This is a genomic window from Streptomyces sp. NPDC059008, assembly GCF_042749045.1.
In the GTDB taxonomy this organism is placed as follows: domain Bacteria; phylum Actinomycetota; class Actinomycetes; order Streptomycetales; family Streptomycetaceae; genus Streptomyces.
The window spans coordinates 47,655-65,786 of record NZ_JBHYJC010000020.1 but is presented as its reverse complement, the minus strand read 5'-3'; the positions used below and the strand labels follow the sequence as shown (position 1 = coordinate 65,786).

Genomic DNA, 18,132 nt, shown 5'->3' with positions numbered 1-18,132 from the left:
CTCCCCGGTGCATCCCGTTTTTACTGGGGGTGGGGGGGGGTGTTTTTTTTAAATACCCCCCGGGGCGTGTGGGGGGGGGGGGGCGGGGGGGGCGGGGGGGGCCCGCGCGGCCCGCGCCCTGAGCCCCGGTGGCTCAGCGGTGTGTGGAGGGGGCCGGCCTGGTGCCGGTCCCCTTCGCCGTGTCCGGGGACCCGCCGCACGTCCGGACCGTGGGCGGCCGAGCGGGTGGACGAGCGTGGCGCCCAGTGGGGCGGCGGCGACGGCGAGCAGAAACGGGGGAGCGGGTGGCGGCGCATCGCCGCCACAAGAAGGCGGGTGCATGACGGAGGGGACGGAGAGGGGCGGCCGACCGCCGCTCCCCTCTCGTGCCGGGGTCCGGCCGCTCTCCGCCGGAGTGCTGCCGGTCCCGGTGCCGTGTCGCGACTGAGGTGAGCGCGGTGAGCGCGGTCAGTGCCCCATCTGCCGGGCGAAGGTGTCGGGGTCGGCGTCGAAGCCCTGGACCGCCGAGCGGAATCGCCAGTTGCCCGCCTCGTCCCGGGTGAATTCGGCGACCTTCGCCGCGGTGGACTGCGCGACCTCGGCGAAGTCGTACGACGCCAGTTCGGTGTACCCCTCGCGGATCAGTGCGGCGGTGTTCTGTATGTCGCCGAAGACCTTGCGGCTCCCGCCCTGCTGGATGGCCACCCCGACGACGACGCGGGTGTAGGTGTCGGACAGCCGGTCCAGTTCCAGCGTCATGATCTCGTCGAAGCCGAATCCCTGGCCGGTCCGGCTGTCCCGGTTGAGAGTGATGGTCCCATCGGGCGACCGGCTGTCGAAGGCCACGAGGTAGGCCGGGTCGCCATGGGGTGCGTCGGCCGTGTAGGTCGCCGCGATGATGTCGAGGTCATTGTCCGGCGTGCCGATGGGGCTGGGGTCCCACTTGAGCGTTACCTCGACCTTCTCGATCCCTTTGTTGAGCGTGCTCACCGGGCTTCCTTCCGTCATCTCCCGGGGGCGCGGCTCGACCCACGCGGTCACGCGGACGTGCCCCCAGGACTTCCCGTTGGCTGACCATCGTGTCACGCCCCGCGCCCCCGGGGTGGCTGAACTGCCCCTGGTCGGAAGCGGATTGGCGGCCAGGGCAGTGGCTGGAAAGCGCCCCTTTCGACCCGTGGCGGCCGTCGGTCGGTTCGGGAGCTCCTCGTGCCCCAGAGGCCGCTGAGGTGGCCGCGGGCCGCCCGGTCCGGGGCGGGGGTGTCGCACGTCTCGGAGATCAGCCGGGTGACACCGCAGGAAGGTCGGTGTAGGTGGGGCGAAGGGTTTCGGCCAGCGGTGGCCTGGCGGCGGCCTGCGCCACGAAGGCCGGCCGGCCCCGGGCCTCGGCGCGCTGCCGGTCCTGGAGCGGAGGGATCTCCGCCGCGGCGTGCCCCGGTGGCCGTGCGCACCAGGATGGTGGACGGGCTTCCGTACGGCGCGCGGGTGCTCGGCTGCGCCCGTCGGGAGGACCTGTGGTCGGCGGCGGTCGGAGAGGCGGAGCGGGGGCTCGGCGTCCACGTGCCCATCGACCCGCGTCCGTAAGGAAATTCGGGGTGGTCGGAGTGTGACGCGCAGTGATCCGGATTCGCTCCCGGGCCGTACGATGGCGCGGTGCTGGTCAAGTGGATTCGCCTCACCGTCGTGGACCGTCGAGGGTTCGAGCGGGGGCAGCGGAAATGGGCGGGGCTGCTGGGTGAGCCGGGGTTCCGAGGGCAGGGCGGGGGCTGGAGCCGGGGACGGCCCGGCGTCGCGCATCTGGTCGCCTTCTGGGAGAGCCGGGCGTTCTACGACTCCTTCATGGCGCGCTCGCACGACCGCTTGGCGGCCGCGCAGGTCGGCACGTACAAGGACGCCCAAGTGCGGCTGTTCGAGCACGAGTTTGACGTGAAGGTGGGCTTCCGCCCGGTCTTCGCCGATGTGGACGTGCTGCGGCTGGCGCACTGCCAGGTGCGCGAGGACCGGGTGGACCACTTCATGCTGATGCAGGAGAAGGTCTGGAACCCGGCGATGGCGGGTTCACCGGGAATGCTGCGAGGGATGCTGGGGCGGGCTCCGGGGGAGGAGTTCCTGGTGCTGTCGATGTGGCAGTCGGCCGCCGAGCGGGGGAAATACCGGCCCGAACGGGTGGAGCGGCTGGCGCTGCGGGCCCAGATAGGCGCGGATGTCCGGGCGATCGCCGGAGATGTGGTGCAGCTCGAACCGTCGTGGACGGTGTGACGGGCGCATACGGGGCGCCGGGCGCGCTCAGGGGGCCGCGTCCGGGGTGCCGCCGACCGTGCCTCTGGTGGTGAAGGCCCCTGCGCGGGCGGCGGCCAGTGTTGCCGCGACGGCCTGGTCGGCGTGTGTGTCGTCGACCGGCTCCCGGGTGATGAACAGCCGGAGGAAGAGCGGCGCGGAGACGGACCGGACGAGCGCGCCGGCGTCGATGACGCCTTCCGGGGCGCCGGGGCGGGGCTCCGCCGATGTCGGCAACTCCCCGCGGCGCACCGCTCGTTCGACGAGGGTCTCGCACCGCGCGAACCGCTCGGCGTAGTACGCGCGCAGGGCATCGGCCGCGCGCTCCGACTGGAACGCGGCGGCGATCATCGCGGAGCCCGACGCCGCCACCGCCGGGTCGGCGAAGGAGGTGACGACCTCATGGGCGAGGGCGCGCAGATCGCCCTCCAGGAATCCGGTGTCCGGCGGGGTCCAGCTGTCCTCGCCCGCCAGGGCCAGGGCGTCCGCCACCAGCCCCTCGACGTCCTTCCAGCGGCGGTAGAGCGTCGTCTTGTGCACGCCGGAGTGCTCGGCGACGTACTCGACGGTCAGGCCCGGGTAGCCGTGCTCGGTGAGGCCGGCCAGGACGGCGTCGCGGACGGCGGCGCGGGTGCGGGCGGTGCGCCCGCCGGGGCGCCGGGTGCCGGGGGTGGGGGCGTCGCCGCCGGGCGCCTTCTCGGCCGTCTCCTCGGTCGGTGTCCGAGGTTTCGCCGCAGCCGCGTTCGCGGTCGTGTCGTCGCCAGTCAATTGCAACTCCGGTTGCGTTAGTGGGTCGGCGTGTGTCATCCTCATCGTAATGCAACACCGGTTGCATTTATTGGGGGGAGGGTCGAGTGCCCACACAGATCTCATTGCACGGCATCACCAAGTCCTACGCCGACCGGCTGCTGCTCGACGGCGTCTCGCTGTCGATCCGCCCCGGCGAGCGCGTGGGGATCGTGGGGGAGAACGGCGCGGGAAAGTCGACCCTGCTGCGCATCGTCGCGGGCGTCGAGCAGCCCGATGAAGGCCATGTGGTGCGCCACGCCGACGGCGGTGTCGGCTACCTCGGCCAGACCCCCGACCTCCCGCCGGACCACACCGTCCAGGACGCGATCGACGCCGCCCTGGCGGACCTCAGGGCGATGGAGCAGCGGCTCAGGGCGCTGGAACGCGGGCTCGAAGACGCCACCGCGGAGGCGCTGGCGGAGTACGGCGACCTGCTCACCCTCTTCGAGCTGCGCGGCGGCTACGAAGCCGACGCCCGTGTCGACAGGGCGATCCACGCCCTGGGCCTGGAGCGCCTGGACCACGACCGGCTGCTGGGCGGCCTCTCCGGCGGCGAACAGGCCCGGCTCGGGCTCGCCTGCCTGATCGCCGCGGCACCCGAGGTCATGCTCCTGGACGAGCCGACCAACCACCTCGACGCCGCGGCCCTGGACTGGCTCGAAGCCGCCCTGCTCGCCCACCGCGGCACGGTCCTGGCCGTCTCCCACGACCGGCTCTTCCTCCAGCGGATCGCGACGGAGATCGTCGAGGTCGACGCGGACCGCCGGAGCGTCGTCCGCCACGGCGGGGGCTATGACGCCTTCGTCGCCGCCCGGACCGCCGCCCGCCGCCGCTGGGAGCAGGGCTACGCCCAGTGGCGCGAAGAGATCACCCGGCTCACCGACTTCGCGGCGGGGACGGCGCGCGTCGTCGCCCAGGGCCGGCCCATCAAGGACGGCAACAAGATGGCGTACGACCGGGACAAGGGCCGCGTCCAGGCATCCGTGTCCAGCAGGGTGCGCAACGCCCGGGAACGGCTGCGCAGACTCCGCGAGGACCCCGTCCCCAGACCGCCCGAACCCCTCCGCTTCCAGGCGGCGCCGGGCCTCGGCGACGCCGAGGGCACCCTCGTCCGGCTCGACGGGGTGCGGGTGGGGGACCGGCTGGCGGTGGACTCCCTCACCGTCGCCGCCGGGGAACGCCTGCTGATCCACGGCGCGAACGGCGCCGGCAAGACCACGCTGCTGCGGGTGCTGGCCGGTGTCACCGAGCCCGACAGCGGCACGGTCCTGCGCCGGGGCCGGATCGGCTTCCTCGCCCAGGAAATACCGGTCTCCCGACCGACCGAGCCCCTCCAGGCCGCGTTCCGCCGAGGCCTGAGCGGGGAGGCCGAGGAGCTGACCGCGCTGCTGCTCTCGTTCGGGCTGTTCCGCGAACGCGACCTCCAGGTACCCGTCGGCGCGCTCTCGGCCGGCCAGCGGCGCCGGCTCGCCCTGGCCAGGCTGCTGGCCCGCCAGCCGACCTGCTGCTGCTCGACGAGCCGACGAACCACCTCGCCCTCGGCCTCGTCGAAGAGCTCGAAGCGGCACTGGCGGCATGGCCCGGCGCCCTGGTCGTGGTCTCCCACGACCGCCTGCTCCGCCGCCGCTTCGGCGGCCGCCCCTTCGAGATACGCGACGGCCGCCCGGCTCTCGTCGCCTGCTGACGGGGCCCGCCGGGGCAGCCTGCGACATGTACAGGGCAGCCCCTTTAGGCTGGCGGCATGGCTCGGCCCCGACGCATCGTGCTCCTCCGCCATGGCGAGTCGGAGGGGAACGTCGACGACACCGTGTACGAGCGGGAACCCGATCACGCCCTCGCCCTCACGGAGGCCGGGCGGCGCCAGGCCGAGCAGGCCGGTGGTCCGCTGCGGGCGATGTTCGGTGAGGAGCGGATCTCGGCCTATGTCTCGCCCTACCGCCGCACCCACCAGACCTTCCGGGCGCTCGCCCTGGACCCCACCAGGATCCGGGTCCGGGAGGAGCCCCGGCTGCGTGAGCAGGACTGGGGCAACTGGCAGGACCGCGACGACGTACGGCTGCAGAAGGCCTACCGCGACGCCTACGGCCACTTCTTCTACCGCTTCGCCCAGGGCGAGTCCGGCGCGGACGTCTACGACCGCGTCGGCGCGTTCCTGGAGAGCCTGTGGCGCAGCTTCGAGGACCCGCACCACCCGCCGAACGTCCTGATCGTCACGCACGGCCTGACCATGCGGCTGTTCTGCATGCGCTGGTTCCACTGGACGGTGGCCGAATTCGAGTCGCTGTCCAACCCGGGCAACGCGGAGTGGCGCACCCTGCTGCTCGGCCCGAACGGCCGCTACACCCTCGACCGGCCCTTCGAGCGCTGGTGTGAACCCGAGCCTTATGGCGTCACCGGTTAGAGTGCACATCGATGACCGCCGATCACCGTGACGCCGACCGCTTCGAGCGGGCTCTGGCGAGCCTGCGCGGACTGTCCGTGGGCGACGCCCTCGGATCCCAGTTCTTCGTCCCCGCCCACTACCCCGCCCTCAAGCGCCGCGAGCTGCCGCCCGCCCCCTGGCAGTGGACCGACGACACCGAGATGGCCTGCTCCGTCCTGGCCGTGCTCACCGGACACGGCCGGATCGACCAGGACGCCCTGGCCCGCTCCTTCGCCGAGCACCACGACTTCGACCGCGGCTACGGCCCGGCCGTCAACCGCATGCTCCGGCTGATCCGCGAGGGCGGCGACTGGCGCGAGCTGGCCTCCGGGCTCTTCAACGGCCAGGGCTCCTGGGGCAACGGCGCCGCCATGCGGATCGCTCCCCTCGGCGCCTGGTACGCCGACGACCCGGAGCAGGCCACGCACCAGGCGGAGATCTCCGCCTACACCACCCACCAGCACCGCGAGGCCGTCGTCGGCGCCATGGCCGTCGCCGCCGCGGCCGCCCTGGTGGCCGACCCGGCCCGTGAGACCGGCCCCGAGCAGCTGCTCGACGGCGTACTGGAGCTGATCCCGCGCAGCGCCGTACAGGCCGGGCTGCGCCGGGCCCGCGACATGCTCGACTACGGCGACTCCGGCACCGTCGCCGCCGTCCTGGGGTGCGGCCGGCGCACCAGCGCCCACGACACCGTGCCCTTCGCCCTCTGGGCGGCCGCCCGCCACCTCGGCAACTACGAGCGGGCGTTCTGGACCACCGCTCAGGCCGGCGGCGACGTCGACACCACCTGTGCCATCGTCGGCGGCGTCGTCGCCGCCGGCCGCGTCGGCGCCCCGCCCCAGGCCTGGCTGGAGGGCACCGAGCCCCTCCCGGCCTGGGCTCCCACTGCCGCCGGCTGACCACACCCGCGCCGCCGCGTTCACCGCCCGAGGCGGGACGATCGTCCGCCTCCGCTCCCGTATGCGCCCGCGCCGCCAACGGGCGGCCGCCCACGGCGACTTCACCGTGCCCGGCCGCGCGGGAGGCGAGGCGGCCGCGGTCCTCGGCGTGCTCGCACCCCCTCCGCGCGCCCCTGTGCGTACCCGTCGGTAGCGGCACCGGTCGACCCCGCCGGAACCGCCGCCCGCATCGTTTGTCCCCAGGCGCGAAGCCGATGCGGACTGCTGGGCCGAATAGGCGTAATCTTGCTGGCGCCATGCCGTACGAGCCCCCCACCCATACCGTTGAGCGATCATTGCGCGCCACGACGGGCGCCAAGATCGTTGCAGGGATCGACGAGGTCGGACGCGGAGCCTGGGCCGGTCCGGTCAGCGTCTGCGCCGCCATCACGGGTCTGCGTCGACCGCCCGACGGACTCACCGATTCCAAGCTGCTGACCCCCAAGCGCCGCACCGAACTGTGCGATGTGCTCGGCGAATGGGTCACGTCGTACGCCCTGGGGCACTCCTCGCCGGAGGAGATCGACGAGCTCGGCATGACCGCCGCACTGCGCCTCGCGGCCGCCCGCGCCCTGGAGGCGCTGCCGGTCCGGCCGGACGCGGTCATCCTCGACGGAAAGCACGACTACCTGGGCGCGCCATGGCGGGTCCGCACGGTCATCAAGGGCGACCAGTCCTGTGTCGCGGTCGCCGCCGCGTCCGTGATCGCCAAGGTGCGGCGCGACGCGATGATGGCCGAACTCGGCCTGGAATACGCCGACTTCGACTTCGCGGCCAACGCCGGCTACCCCTCGCCGACCCATCGCATCGCCCTGGAGGAGTACGGTCCCACGCCGCACCACCGACTGTCGTGGTCCTACATGGACGCCCTGCCCCGGTGGCGGCATCTGAAGAAGGTGCGCGTCACCCCCGAAGCAGCCGCTCTGCGAGCCGGTGGCCAACTCGGCTTCGACTTCTGAGCGGTGCGGGCATCAATTCGGTACCCGATGACGTGTTCCGCACTTACGTTTGATAGACATCGTCTTATGCCTCTCATCCCCGAGGAGCCTCAGATTCACGAGAGTGTCCCGGGTCCCCGCGCAACTGCGGCCGCCGGCCGCACCGCGCCGACCCCCCGTCCTGTCCCTGGTCCCGGTCCCCGCCCCGCGCCTCCGCGCGGAGCCCCTGCGGCCAGTGCCCGTCCGGGCAAGCCCGGACCCGCTGCCCCGCCGCGTGGGCCCGTCGCCGCTCCGCCGGCGCAGCGCACCGGCTCCTCGCAGCCCCCGGCCGGCAAGACCGGCACCGCGGGAGCCCAGCTCCAGCTGATCCCGGCACCCGTCGACGGCGCCATCGACGCCGCCGACGAGGCCGTCGACCTGCTGCTGGACTCCGGGCGTGCGCCGGCCGACATCCTGGTGCTGACCACCGGCGAAACCCATCCGTGGGCCGCACACGAACTGTCCTTCGGCGAGGCGTCCTACTGGGCCCAACACGACGCCGCGGACGATGTGTTCTACGCGGACGCCGGCGCCGAACGCGCCACCGGCCGGCCCGTCGTGGTCGTGGCCGTCAACGGCGGCACGGACGAGGTCACCGCACGGGCCCTGCCCGCCGCGATGGCCCGCGCCGGAACGCTGCTGATCGTCTGCGGTGACCCGCAGCGGATCAACGCCGTTCTCGGCGCGAACGCCTGACCCCGTTCGCCGGAAGCAGCCCGTCGGCCCCAGCGGCCGCCGGGCTCGCTCCCGTTCCCGGAAGCCGGCCGCCGCGGCGCTGCGCACCATGGCGGCGCGGTGCGGCCGGCCCACCCCGCGGCCGGCCGTTCCCGGCGCCCTAGGGGGTGTCCGACGCGGTCAGCGCGCCGCCGTGTGCCGATGGGCTTCCGGGGCGCCGCCGCCGGTGCTGCGCGGGGCCGACCGGCGCGGGGCGGCCGGCGCGGTCATACGGGGAGCGTCCGAGCGCGCCGACGTCGTCCGGGGCGCGGGTATCCGACCCGACCCCACGCGGTGTGCGGGCGCGTCCGGCTTGTCCGTGGGGGACCTGCTGGGGCGGCGCCCGCCGCGGCCCTCTCCCAGCACCTGCCAGCGCTCGGAAGTCAGCGTGATGTACGCGCCGCAGCGGAGCCCGTGCAGGGTGCAGGCATCGCGCAGGCCCCACATCCACGCCCCGTCGGTCTCCGTCCAACGGGGCTCGCCCTCACGGCAGTAGAGCAGCACGGCCGTACGGACCGGGGAGCGCAGCCGCAGGTCGTGCGGGATGACCCGGCGCAGATGCGTCAGCAGCGCATTGCGGAACTCCCAGCCGTCGGGAGCGGCCGCGGGCTCGGTGAACGATGCGCTGGCCGTCACCCGCTCCTGCGGATCGAGCACCGCCACGATGGCCGTCGACGGCCCCGGACGATGACGATCATGCAGGCCGGTGACGACCTCACGCGGGTTGCGCAGCAACGGGATACCGGCGGAGGCCCATTCGGCGGGCTCCAGCATCCGGCCCAGTCGGGCGGCTGAGTCGGCGGACGTGGGCGGGGGCGTATGCGGGGGCGGGGCGAAGCCGAAGGTCACGTTCCTCCCTTCGTCTACGCGTCAGCGCGTAGGGTGTGACCGGGTGCGCCTGTGCACCAGGGCACGGCCCTGCCTGAGCACGGACGGCCGGTACGGGGAAGCACCTCCAATTCTTGCGGTCGTACAGGCATGCGGGCAACGAGCAATTCCCGCACGCGCCCCGGAATCCCCCGGTACATCGCAAATGTCTGTGCCCGCTCGCGCCGACCCGTGCCGCACGGCCACCACCCCTTTAAGGCGAGGACCAGCGAAAACGCCCCCTTCGCCCCCCGGCCCGAGCGGTCGCGGCCGGGGGCCGGCCGGTGTCGGCGGAGGGCCACCCCCGGGGGGCGGCCGGTCGGGGCCGGCCCATCAAGCGCTGCGATCCGGTCATCCCTGATCGGCGTATGGCTCGTCGACCGCTCGCGAGCCGCCCGTCACGCGGCGTGAGGTGGCTCATTGTCAGTGCCATCGGGTTGCATGGGGGCATGGACGACATGGAGCTGCGCACCGAAGCCGACACCATCCTCGCCGAGCTCGTCGGCGACCCGGGGGGTTCGGCGCGGTTGCGTGAGGACCAGTGGCAGGCGGTGGCGGCTCTGGTGCGCGAGCGCCGGCGCGCCCTGGTGGTGCAGCGCACCGGCTGGGGCAAGTCGGCGGTGTACTTCGTCGCCACCGCTCTGCTGCGCCGGCGCGGCTCCGGCCCGACGGTGATCGTCTCGCCGCTGCTGGCGCTGATGCGCAACCAGGTCGAGTCGGCGGCGCGGGCAGGAATCCGGGCGCGCACCATCAACTCGGCCAACCCGGAGGAGTGGGACGCCATCCACGAGGAGGTGGAGCGCGGCGAGACCGATGTGCTCCTCGTCAGTCCGGAGCGGCTCAATTCCGTGGACTTCCGCGACCAGATGCTGCCCAAGCTCGCGGCCACGACCGGTCTGCTGGTGGTCGACGAGGCGCACTGCATCTCCGACTGGGGCCACGACTTCCGCCCGGACTACCGCCGGCTGCGGGCGATGCTCGCCGAGCTCGCCCCGGGCGTGCCGGTGCTGGCCACCACCGCGACCGCCAACGCGCGGGTCACCGCGGACGTGGCCGAGCAGTTGGGCACCGGCGCCGGCGAGGCCCTGGTGCTGCGCGGCCCGCTGGAGCGGGAGAGCCTGCGGCTGGGGGTGGTCCGGCTGCCGGACGCCGCACACCGCCTGGCCTGGCTCGCCGAGCACCTGGACGAGCTGCCGGGCTCCGGGATCATCTACACGCTGACGGTGGCCGCGGCCGAGGAGGCCACCGCCTACCTGCGGCAGCGCGGCTTCCAGGTGGCCTCCTACACGGGGCGCACGGAGAACGCCGATCGGCTGCAGGCCGAGTCCGACCTGCTGGAGAACCGGGTCAAGGCGCTGGTGGCGACGTCGGCGCTGGGCATGGGCTTCGACAAGCCCGACCTGGGCTTCGTGCTCCATCTCGGCTCGCCGTCCTCACCGATCGCCTACTACCAGCAGGTCGGCCGCGCGGGCCGAGGTGTGGCCCATGCCGATGTGCTGCTGCTGCCGGGCAAGGAGGACGAGGCCATCTGGCGCTACTTCGCCGACACCGCCTTCCCGCCCGAGGCGCAGGTCCGACAGACCCTGGCGGCCCTCGCCGAAGCGGGGCGGCCGCTGTCGGTGCCGGCCCTGGAGGCGTCGGTGGATCTTCGCCGCAGCCGGCTGGAGACCATGCTGAAGGTGCTCGACGTCGACGGCGCGGTGAAGCGGGTGAAGGGCGGCTGGACGGCCACGGGAGCCGAGTGGGTCTACGAGGCCGAGCGGTACGCCTGGGTCGCCCGGCAGCGGGCCGCCGAGCAGCAGGCCATGCGCGACTACGTGAGCACGTCCCGGTGCCGGATGGAGTTCCTGCGCCGGCAGCTGGACGACGAGGGGGCGGCCCCGTGTGGCCGCTGTGACAACTGCGCCGGCCCCTGGGCCGATTCCTCCGTTTCGTCGGAGACGCTGACGGCGGCGGCGAAGGAACTGGACCGCCCCGGGGTGGAGGTCGAGCCGCGCCGGATGTGGCCGACGGGGATGCCCGCACTGGGCATCGACCTCAAGGGCCGTATCCCGGCCAAGGAGCAGTGCTCCACCGGGCGCGCCCTGGGACGCCTCTCCGACATCGGCTGGGGCAACCGGCTGCGCCCGCTGCTGGCCGAGCACGCGCCGGACGGGCCGGTTCCCGACGATGTCCTGCGGGCCGCGGTGGAGGTCCTCGCCGACTGGGCGCGCTCTCCGGGCGGTTGGGCGTCGAGCGCCCCGGACGCAGCCGCCCGGCCGGTGGGGGTCGTCGCCATGCCCTCCCTGGCCCGCCCGCAGCTGGTGGGTTCGCTCGCCCAGGGGATCGCCGCCGTCGGCCGGCTCCCGTTCTTGGGCACCCTGACGTACACCGGGCCGGACGGTGCGCACACGGCGCGCCGCAGCAACTCCGCGCAACGCCTCAGGGCGCTCTCCGGCGCCTTCACCGTGTCCGAGGAACTGGCCGGTGCGCTGGCGCACTCTCCCGGCCCCACGCTGCTCGTGGACGACTACACCGACTCCGGCTGGACACTCGCGGTCGCCGCCCGCCTGCTCCGCAGGGCAGGCAGCGAAGGGGTTCTTCCGTTGGTCCTCGCCGCGGCGGGCTGAGTTTCCCCCTGTCGTTCCTGGACGGGAGTGGCAAGCAGGGTGGCCGGATCACCATGGGCCGACGGCGGGTTGTCGGTGGTCACGGGGGTCGGCACGCGTGCGGTAGCCGGAGCCGGCCGCCCTCGCAGCCGACCCGAGGGCTGCCGGACACGGCGCGGTGGCCCGCGGCGGGGCGTCAACTGCCAAGCGCCAGATCCGAGTTGCGTCAGCGTGGAGCGCCAACTCGCAGCTCGCCATGCTTGATGCTTCGGTTTGCATACAGGATACCGACCAGTATGGGAAGGCCACGCATCCGGCCAGGGTGGCTTACTTGCTGCGGATCAGGTAGATTCTGGAACGATCTTGGTTTGGCGGGCCGGCTATGGCCGAGGGCCACTCAGGTTGCCTGTGGGCAGCCAGGTGGCATGTCGTGCACTTAACGGGGGTGTCGTGCACCTATCGGGGGGTAGGGACGTGAGTTCGTCCGGAAGTTGCTGTTTCGGCACGGCGATACGTAGGTCTTGCCGACCTGGTGAAACGGCGTGAGCGGCTCGGCGAGCGGTCGCCGGGGCCACCGCCCCGAGTGCGGTGCGACGCAGAGCGCCAAGCTCGAATTATCGTTATTTTTCCGGAAGTGGGCTGCCGAGGCCGACGCCCTGCGGGGTATGGCCGGTGTCGTCGCGTACGCGGCGCACCTCGTCGCAGCCGAGCCTGCTGACCAGTTAAGGCCGACCGCGGAGGCGCTGCAGAGCGCCGTACGGCAGCGGCCCAACCGGTTCGAGCAGATGCAGGGGGATTTTTTTGCGGGCCGGAGTGCCGTCTCGGCGGAGGCGGTGCGCCGACGCACGGCGCAGCGCCCGCAGTTCACGGCCGTCGACAGCCACGGCCTCGCGGAGACGACCGACTCCGCGACACACAGGAGCAGGGGCGCGCAGTCCGCGCCCGACACACCCTTACGGAGCGGCCGCCCTCCGGCCGGACGCCACAGCTGTGCGCTGGACGCCGGACCGCGGCCGGTGCCGCAGCACGCGCCCGGTGCGCCACACGTATCAGGGCCGGGGAGCCACCCTCCCGCCGCCACTCGTCCGCGCGCGACGACGCGGGCGGCCCTGCGCGCCGAATCCGCTCCGCGGAACTTCTTCGAACGCCCCACGGGCCATGGCGTCCCGTCGCGCCGGCATTTCGAGGAAAAGTCACCGGCAAATGACCTGGCGGCGTCCGCCGTCGAATGCTTAGAGTGGATCACGGAAATCCAGCCGAGTGGCCCGCCGCACTTATGGGGATGGCCACGGCAGCCCTCCGCCTTATTGCGTCATGGCGGCCGGACTTCACCGGCAGGGTGAAACGGTTTGCCCCCTGGGCTCTCCAGTATTTTCGTAGCTGTGTAGTTTTGACTCCGACCACTTCCACGGCGGCATGCTCTGCCCTGCTGTGCGGCAGATATGCAGCGAGAGATCCGATCTCCCGGCCATTGCCCGTGGAACCCATGCGTACACTTCCGGTTTCATCGAGAATGATGGCCCGGGCTGCGGCCACGTCGGTATGACCTGACCACCGTGGGCGCTCGCCGAAAATGGGCAAGGCTTTGCCGTGACAGTGCGGCGGCGCCGTCATAAACCTTTCCTGAGAAAGCGAGGGCAACATGAGCAACCCGTTCGATGCGGAGGACGGCAGTTTCCACGTGCTCATCAACGAGGAGGGGCAGTACTCGCTCTGGCCGGCGTTCGCCGAGGTCCCGGCCGGTTGGTCGATCACTTTCGGTGAGGCCGACCGGGCGGCGTGCCTGGAGTACGTCGACACGAACTGGACCGACCTGCGCCCCAAGTCGCTCGTCGAGGCGACGGGCGACATCGAGAAGTAAAACGCCTCTTCGATGCAAGGCCGTCGGGAGTCATCAGCTCCGCCGGTGAGTACTGCGCAGAGATCGCGCAACGCAAGATGAAATTGGAAGGTAGTTCAATCTATGACGGCACAGCCAGGCTCATCCATAGCAGACGTCGTTGGGATCGGGTTCGGACCTTCCAATCTCGCGCTGGCGATCGCTCTTGAGGACATCGCCGGCACCGGAGCGGGATCGTCGGAAGTCGGCATGAAGTTCTATGAGCGGCAGCCTGAATTCGGTTGGCACCGCGGCATGCTGATGGAAGACGCGACGATGCAGGTTTCCTTCCTCAAGGACCTGGCGACCATGCGTAATCCGATGAGTCGGTACACGTTCGTGTCCTATCTCCAGGAGAAGGGCCGGATCGCCGAATTCATCAACAGCAAGACCCTTTACCCGCTGCGCGTCGAGTTCCACGACTATCTGGAGTGGGCGGCCCATCGATTCCAGTCGAACGTGTCGTACGGCTCCGAGATCACCGGCATCCGGCCGGTGGTCGAGAACGGTGTGGTGGAGTACGTCGACGTGGTGGGCCGGACGTCCGGGGGCCCCGAAACCGTCGTCCAGCGCACGCGGAACGTCGTGATCGGCCTGGGGCTGACACCGCGACTCCCCGAGGGCGTCGAGGAGTCCGAGCGGATCTGGCACAGCTCACGGCTGCTGCACCGGGCGGGTGCTCTCACCCGTGACGCTCGGAGCCTCGTCGTCGTGGGCTCCGGTCAGAGTGCCGCCGAGGCCGCCGACTACCTGCACCGCACCTTCCCCGACGCCGTCGTGCACACCGTGCTCTCGCGCTACGGCTACAGCGTCGCCGACGACAGCCCGTTCGTGAACGGCATCTTCGACCCGGAGGCGGTCGACCAGTTCTTCGACGCTCCGTCCGAAGCGAAGCAGCGCCTCCTGGACTACCACGGCAACACCAACTACTCGGTGGTCGACCTCGACCTGTCCCAGGACCTGTACCGCCGGAGCTACCAGGAGAAGGTTCTCGGCAAGCAGCGGCTGCGGATGCTCAACACCTCGCGCGTCACGTCCGTCGACGAGCACGCGGCCGGTGTACGGGTCGTGGTGGAGTCGATGTCGTCCGGCCACCCGCAGACCCTGGACGCGGACGCCGTCGTCTTCGCCACCGGTTACCGGCCGAGCGACCCGGTACCGCTGCTCCAGGACCTGCTCTCCGAGTGCAAGCGCGACGAAGAGGGGCGCCTCAGCGTCGAGCGCGACTACCGCGTGACCACTTCCGACGCGGTGCGCTGCGGGATCTACGTCCACGGCGCGAGCACCGAAAGCTCCCACGGCCTCTCGGCCGGCCTCCTGTCCAACACCGCGGTCCGATCCGGTGAGATCGCCGACTCCATCCTCAAGAGGTAGCCATGTACGTTCCCTCGATCTACCAGGCAGAAGACCCGGCGTGGCTCCGCCGCATCGTCGAGCAGTACCCCCTGGCCACGATGATCACCAACGGCCCGCAGATGCCGTACGCCACACATCTGCCGATCATCTTCAGCCCTGATGACGCCTCAGGGGACGGCAGCCCGGAGGGCGCGACGCTGCTCGGCCACATGAACCGGGCCAACTCCCATTGGGACTCGCTGGCCGACGGCGCCCACGCCCAGCTGATCTTCACCGGGCCGCACGGCTATGTCACCCCCACTGTCTACGAGACGACGCCGGCGGCACCGACCTGGAACTTCGTCTCGGTCCACCTTCAGGGGAGGCTGGAGCTCATCCCCACTTTCGAGGAGACGCTCGAAGTCGTCCAACTGACGGTCCAGGCCTACGAGAAGAACTTCGGCGACGGGTGGGAGATGGACAGCTCGCTGGACTACTTCCGGCACATCGGTCCGGCCGTGGGCGCCTTCCGTTTCCAGGTGGAGTCCGCGGACGGCATGTTCAAGCTCAGCCAGGAGAAGGACCCGGAGGTCCGCGAACGGGTCGCCGACCGCTTCGGCGCCGGTGACACCGGACGGGGCCGGGAACTCGCCTCCTTCATGCGGAAGTTCAACCAGCCCGACCACAACAGCGCCTGACGCAGCAAAGGCCCCGAGAGCCGGGGCGTCCGCGGGAACCTCCGGCCTCCCGGAGGCCCGCGTCCGGCGTGCCGAGGTACCACCCCACGCTTCCGCGCCGGTGCCCCGCACCATGCCCGTCGAACCGCCGTGCAGCACAGTGCCCGGTCGGCGCGAGCCGTATCCGTGCCTCATCGAGCCCTGAACATTCATCGTCCTTTACCAGAGGAGCGTGCCCGTGCCCATCACCGACGTGATCCGTCCGGCACATCAGTACGGTCAGCCCCGGGTGGCGACCCCGCGTCGTCTCCTGATGTGCCGTCCCAGCCATTTCGGCGTCGTCTACTCCATCAACCCGTGGATGCACCCGGAGAAGCCGTGCGATCGTGAGCTGGCGCTCTCCCAGTGGGAGAAGCTGTACGAGCTCTACCTCTCGCTCGGCCACACCGTGGACGTGATCGACCCGATATCCGGGCTGCCCGACATGGTGTTCGCCGCCAACGGCGCGACGGTGGTGGACGGCAAGGTGCTCGGGGCGCGCTTTCGCCATGCGGAGCGGACGGCCGAGGGGCCCGCTTATCTCTCGTGGTTCCAGGAGCAGGGATTCACGGAATTTCTGTGGCCGGAGTTCATCAACGAGGGGGAGGGCGACTATCTGCTCGTCGGCCGGCGCATTCTGGCGGGCACCGGATTCCGTACCGACCAGCGCTCGCACGCCGAGGCGCAGGAGTTCTTCGGACTCCCCGTCACCGGCCTGACGTTGGTCAACCCCAACCACTACCACCTCGACACCGCACTGGCGGTGCTCTCGGCCGACGAGGTCATGTACTACCCGGAGGCCTTTTCGCCCGGCAGTCAGGCAGTGCTCAGGGAAATGTTCCCCGACGCGATCCTCGCGTCCCCCGAGGACGCCGCGGTATTTGGGCTCAACGCGTTCAGTGACGGCTTCAACGTGGTCCTTCCGCAGGCGGCCACGGGCCTTGCCGAAGAACTGCGCAAGCGCGGATTCAACCCGATCGGTGTGGACCTCTCCGAACTGCTCAAGGCCGGCGGCAGCGCGAAGTGCTGCACCCTGGAACTGCGTCCCGACGGAGCACGTCGGACGACGGCCTGAGCGGCAAAGTCCATTCGCGTGCCATGTGACGGCGGGACCCAAGGGGGATTCGGTAATGGATTATGACGTTGTGGTGGTGGGCGCGCGATGTGCGGGTGCATCGACCGCTCTTCTGCTGGCCAGACAGGGGCGACGCGTTCTCCTGGTCGACAAGGCGACCTTCCCGTCGGACACGATGTCGTCGCTCTACATTCACCAGCCGGGGGTGCAGCGGCTTGCGCAATGGGGAGTGCTCGACGCCGTCGTGGCCTCCGGCTGCCCGCCTCTCGACACCATCAGCCATGAGATCGACGGTCTTCGCCTGACCTCGGCGGCGCCGACGATGGACGGTGTGCCCGCCGCCTACGCGCCCAGGCGGTACATCCTCGACGATCTGCTGGTTCGGGCCGCCGTGTCGGCCGGCGCCGAATTCGTGGACCGTGCGCAGGTACGGGAGTTGGTCTGGGACGACGATCGGGTCACCGGGGTCCGCATGCGGGTCGGCGAGTCGACGACGACCGTGTCGGCCGGACTCGTCATCGGGGCCGACGGCATGCGATCGAAGGTCGCCGAGCTGGTCGGCGCTCCTGTGGTCCGGTCGCATCCGCTGGCGAGCTGTGTGTACTACACGTTCTGGCCCGGCCTGCGCACCGGATTCGGATTCCATGAAAGGGTCGGGCGGTGGATCGCCCGGATTCCGACCCACGACGACCTCACGATCGTGGCCGCGTATCTGCCGCAGGACGAATTCCCGGTGGCCCGCCGCGATCCCGAGGCGGCGTACATGTCGGCCGTCGAGTCGACCGCTCCGCAACTGCACGAACAGTTGATGTCCACCGAACGTGCCGATCGGTGGCGGGGAACGGGGGATCAGCAGAACTTCTTCCGCAAGGCGCACGGGCCGGGCTGGGCGCTGGTGGGCGATGCCGCTCACCATCTCGACACGATCAGCGCTCGGGGTATCACCAACGCGCTGATCCAGGCCGATCTGATCGCCGATTCCCTGTCCGGTGCGGAGGTGGCGGACAAGGCCGCCGTCGACGAGGCGACGGCGCACTTCGCCAAGGCGATGAGTGCCGTGCTGGAAGAGCCGTACATGAGCACTCTCGAGCTGGCGAGCCTTCAACCGACAAAGGCAAGGCTGCGCATGTTGCACGGTATTTCCGGGTCGCCGGAACTCACTTCTCGGTACTTTGCCCTGGTGGCGGGAGTCATAAAAATGCGCGAATTCATGACGGCCGATGTCGTGGACGTGCTGTAGGTGGTGCGGGGGGCAACCCCCGCACCGCGTCACCGAGATCGCATGGTTGCGAATGTGATCTTGACCTGTTAGGTTCGACCTGAAGCTTGTGTGAGATCAAGCGCCGGTCGAGTGCCCTACGGGAAAAATGCAGACCCGGAACCCCGGCAACTTCTCATGAATCGTAGACGGCCTTCTGTGACTACTGACGAATAACGGCTTGCAAACGACTTGCAGGTACTTTCTCGGGCTGGGTTCCCGGGAATTCATTGGCGTGGCCATACTCGAAAGTCCGACATCCGCGTAAGCCCCTGCCCGGGGGAGATCCGGCAGTGGCCCCGTGTGCCTGTCGCATGACCG

15 protein-coding genes and 1 pseudogene are annotated in these 18,132 nt (G+C 70.9%); 13 read left to right on the top strand and 3 right to left on the bottom strand.

Annotation, left to right across the window (positions count from 1 at the left end; all coding sequences use genetic code 11):
• Positions 1-447 precede the first annotated feature (447 nt).
• Positions 448-969, bottom strand: a complete 522-nt coding sequence (locus ACFWZH_RS23270; protein WP_384434341.1) for a TerD family protein — start codon at positions 967-969, stop codon at positions 448-450.
• A 450-nt stretch (positions 970-1,419) separates the two neighbouring features.
• Here ACFWZH_RS23270 and ACFWZH_RS23265 point away from each other — a divergent pair, with 450 nt between their 5' ends.
• Both ACFWZH_RS23265 and ACFWZH_RS23260 read left to right on the top strand, forming a co-directional pair.
• A complete protein-coding gene (locus ACFWZH_RS23265) occupies positions 1,420-1,560 on the top strand; it encodes a hypothetical protein (protein ID WP_384434338.1) in 141 nt (46 codons plus the stop codon).
• Positions 1,561-1,629: 69 nt separating this feature from the next.
• Positions 1,630-2,235, top strand: coding sequence for a YdbC family protein (locus tag ACFWZH_RS23260; RefSeq protein ID WP_384434336.1), 606 nt, complete (start codon positions 1,630-1,632; stop codon positions 2,233-2,235).
• Between the two features lie 27 nt (positions 2,236-2,262).
• On the opposite strand, the gene ACFWZH_RS23255 is transcribed toward ACFWZH_RS23260, so the two are convergent.
• Positions 2,263-3,021, bottom strand: a complete 759-nt coding sequence (locus ACFWZH_RS23255; RefSeq protein WP_384434333.1) for a TetR/AcrR family transcriptional regulator C-terminal ligand-binding domain-containing protein — start codon at positions 3,019-3,021, stop codon at positions 2,263-2,265.
• Between the two features lie 86 nt (positions 3,022-3,107).
• Here ACFWZH_RS23255 and ACFWZH_RS23250 point away from each other — a divergent pair.
• The 5 genes and pseudogenes from ACFWZH_RS23250 (at position 3,108) to ACFWZH_RS23230 (ending at position 8,075) form a co-directional block, all read left to right on the top strand.
• Positions 3,108-4,726: pseudogene (locus tag ACFWZH_RS23250) on the top strand (ABC-F family ATP-binding cassette domain-containing protein).
• A gap of 57 nt (positions 4,727-4,783) precedes the next feature.
• A complete protein-coding gene (locus ACFWZH_RS23245; protein ID WP_384434330.1) occupies positions 4,784-5,443 on the top strand; it encodes a histidine phosphatase family protein in 660 nt (219 codons plus the stop codon).
• Positions 5,444-5,454: 11 nt separating this feature from the next.
• On the top strand, positions 5,455-6,363 hold the full coding sequence (locus ACFWZH_RS23240) for an ADP-ribosylglycohydrolase family protein (protein WP_384434327.1): 909 nt from the start codon (positions 5,455-5,457) through the stop codon (positions 6,361-6,363).
• A 296-nt stretch (positions 6,364-6,659) separates the two neighbouring features.
• The gene (locus tag ACFWZH_RS23235) at positions 6,660-7,361 is read left to right on the top strand and encodes a ribonuclease HII (RefSeq protein ID WP_384434324.1); all 702 of its coding nucleotides are present in this window, start codon (positions 6,660-6,662) and stop codon (positions 7,359-7,361) included.
• Between the two features lie 66 nt (positions 7,362-7,427).
• The gene (locus tag ACFWZH_RS23230) at positions 7,428-8,075 is read left to right on the top strand and encodes a hypothetical protein (protein WP_384434321.1); all 648 of its coding nucleotides are present in this window, start codon (positions 7,428-7,430) and stop codon (positions 8,073-8,075) included.
• Between the two features lie 159 nt (positions 8,076-8,234).
• On the opposite strand, the gene ACFWZH_RS23225 is transcribed toward ACFWZH_RS23230, so the two are convergent.
• Entirely contained in the window at positions 8,235-8,942 is a 708-nt protein-coding gene (locus ACFWZH_RS23225) for a hypothetical protein (RefSeq protein WP_384434318.1), read from the bottom strand.
• Between the two features lie 467 nt (positions 8,943-9,409).
• Between ACFWZH_RS23225 and ACFWZH_RS23220 the strand changes: the two genes are divergently transcribed.
• The 6 genes from ACFWZH_RS23220 (at position 9,410) to ACFWZH_RS23195 (ending at position 17,793) form a co-directional block, all read left to right on the top strand.
• Positions 9,410-11,569 (top strand): RecQ family ATP-dependent DNA helicase, encoded by a 2,160-nt coding sequence (locus tag ACFWZH_RS23220; protein WP_384434313.1) that lies wholly within the window; start codon positions 9,410-9,412, stop codon positions 11,567-11,569.
• Positions 11,570-13,190: 1,621 nt separating this feature from the next.
• Positions 13,191-13,409 (top strand): MbtH family protein, encoded by a 219-nt coding sequence (locus ACFWZH_RS23215; protein WP_384434310.1) that lies wholly within the window; start codon positions 13,191-13,193, stop codon positions 13,407-13,409.
• Between the two features lie 102 nt (positions 13,410-13,511).
• Positions 13,512-14,801 (top strand): lysine N(6)-hydroxylase/L-ornithine N(5)-oxygenase family protein, encoded by a 1,290-nt coding sequence (locus ACFWZH_RS23210; RefSeq protein WP_384434307.1) that lies wholly within the window; start codon positions 13,512-13,514, stop codon positions 14,799-14,801.
• 2 nt (positions 14,802-14,803) lie between these two features.
• Complete coding sequence (locus tag ACFWZH_RS23205; RefSeq protein WP_384434305.1) at positions 14,804-15,460, top strand: FMN-binding negative transcriptional regulator; 657 nt, start codon at positions 14,804-14,806, stop codon at positions 15,458-15,460.
• 217 nt (positions 15,461-15,677) lie between these two features.
• Entirely contained in the window at positions 15,678-16,553 is an 876-nt protein-coding gene (gene ddaH, locus ACFWZH_RS23200) for a dimethylargininase (protein ID WP_384434302.1), read from the top strand.
• 55 nt (positions 16,554-16,608) lie between these two features.
• Entirely contained in the window at positions 16,609-17,793 is a 1,185-nt protein-coding gene (locus ACFWZH_RS23195; protein WP_384434299.1) for an NAD(P)/FAD-dependent oxidoreductase, read from the top strand.
• Positions 17,794-18,132 lie beyond the last annotated feature (339 nt).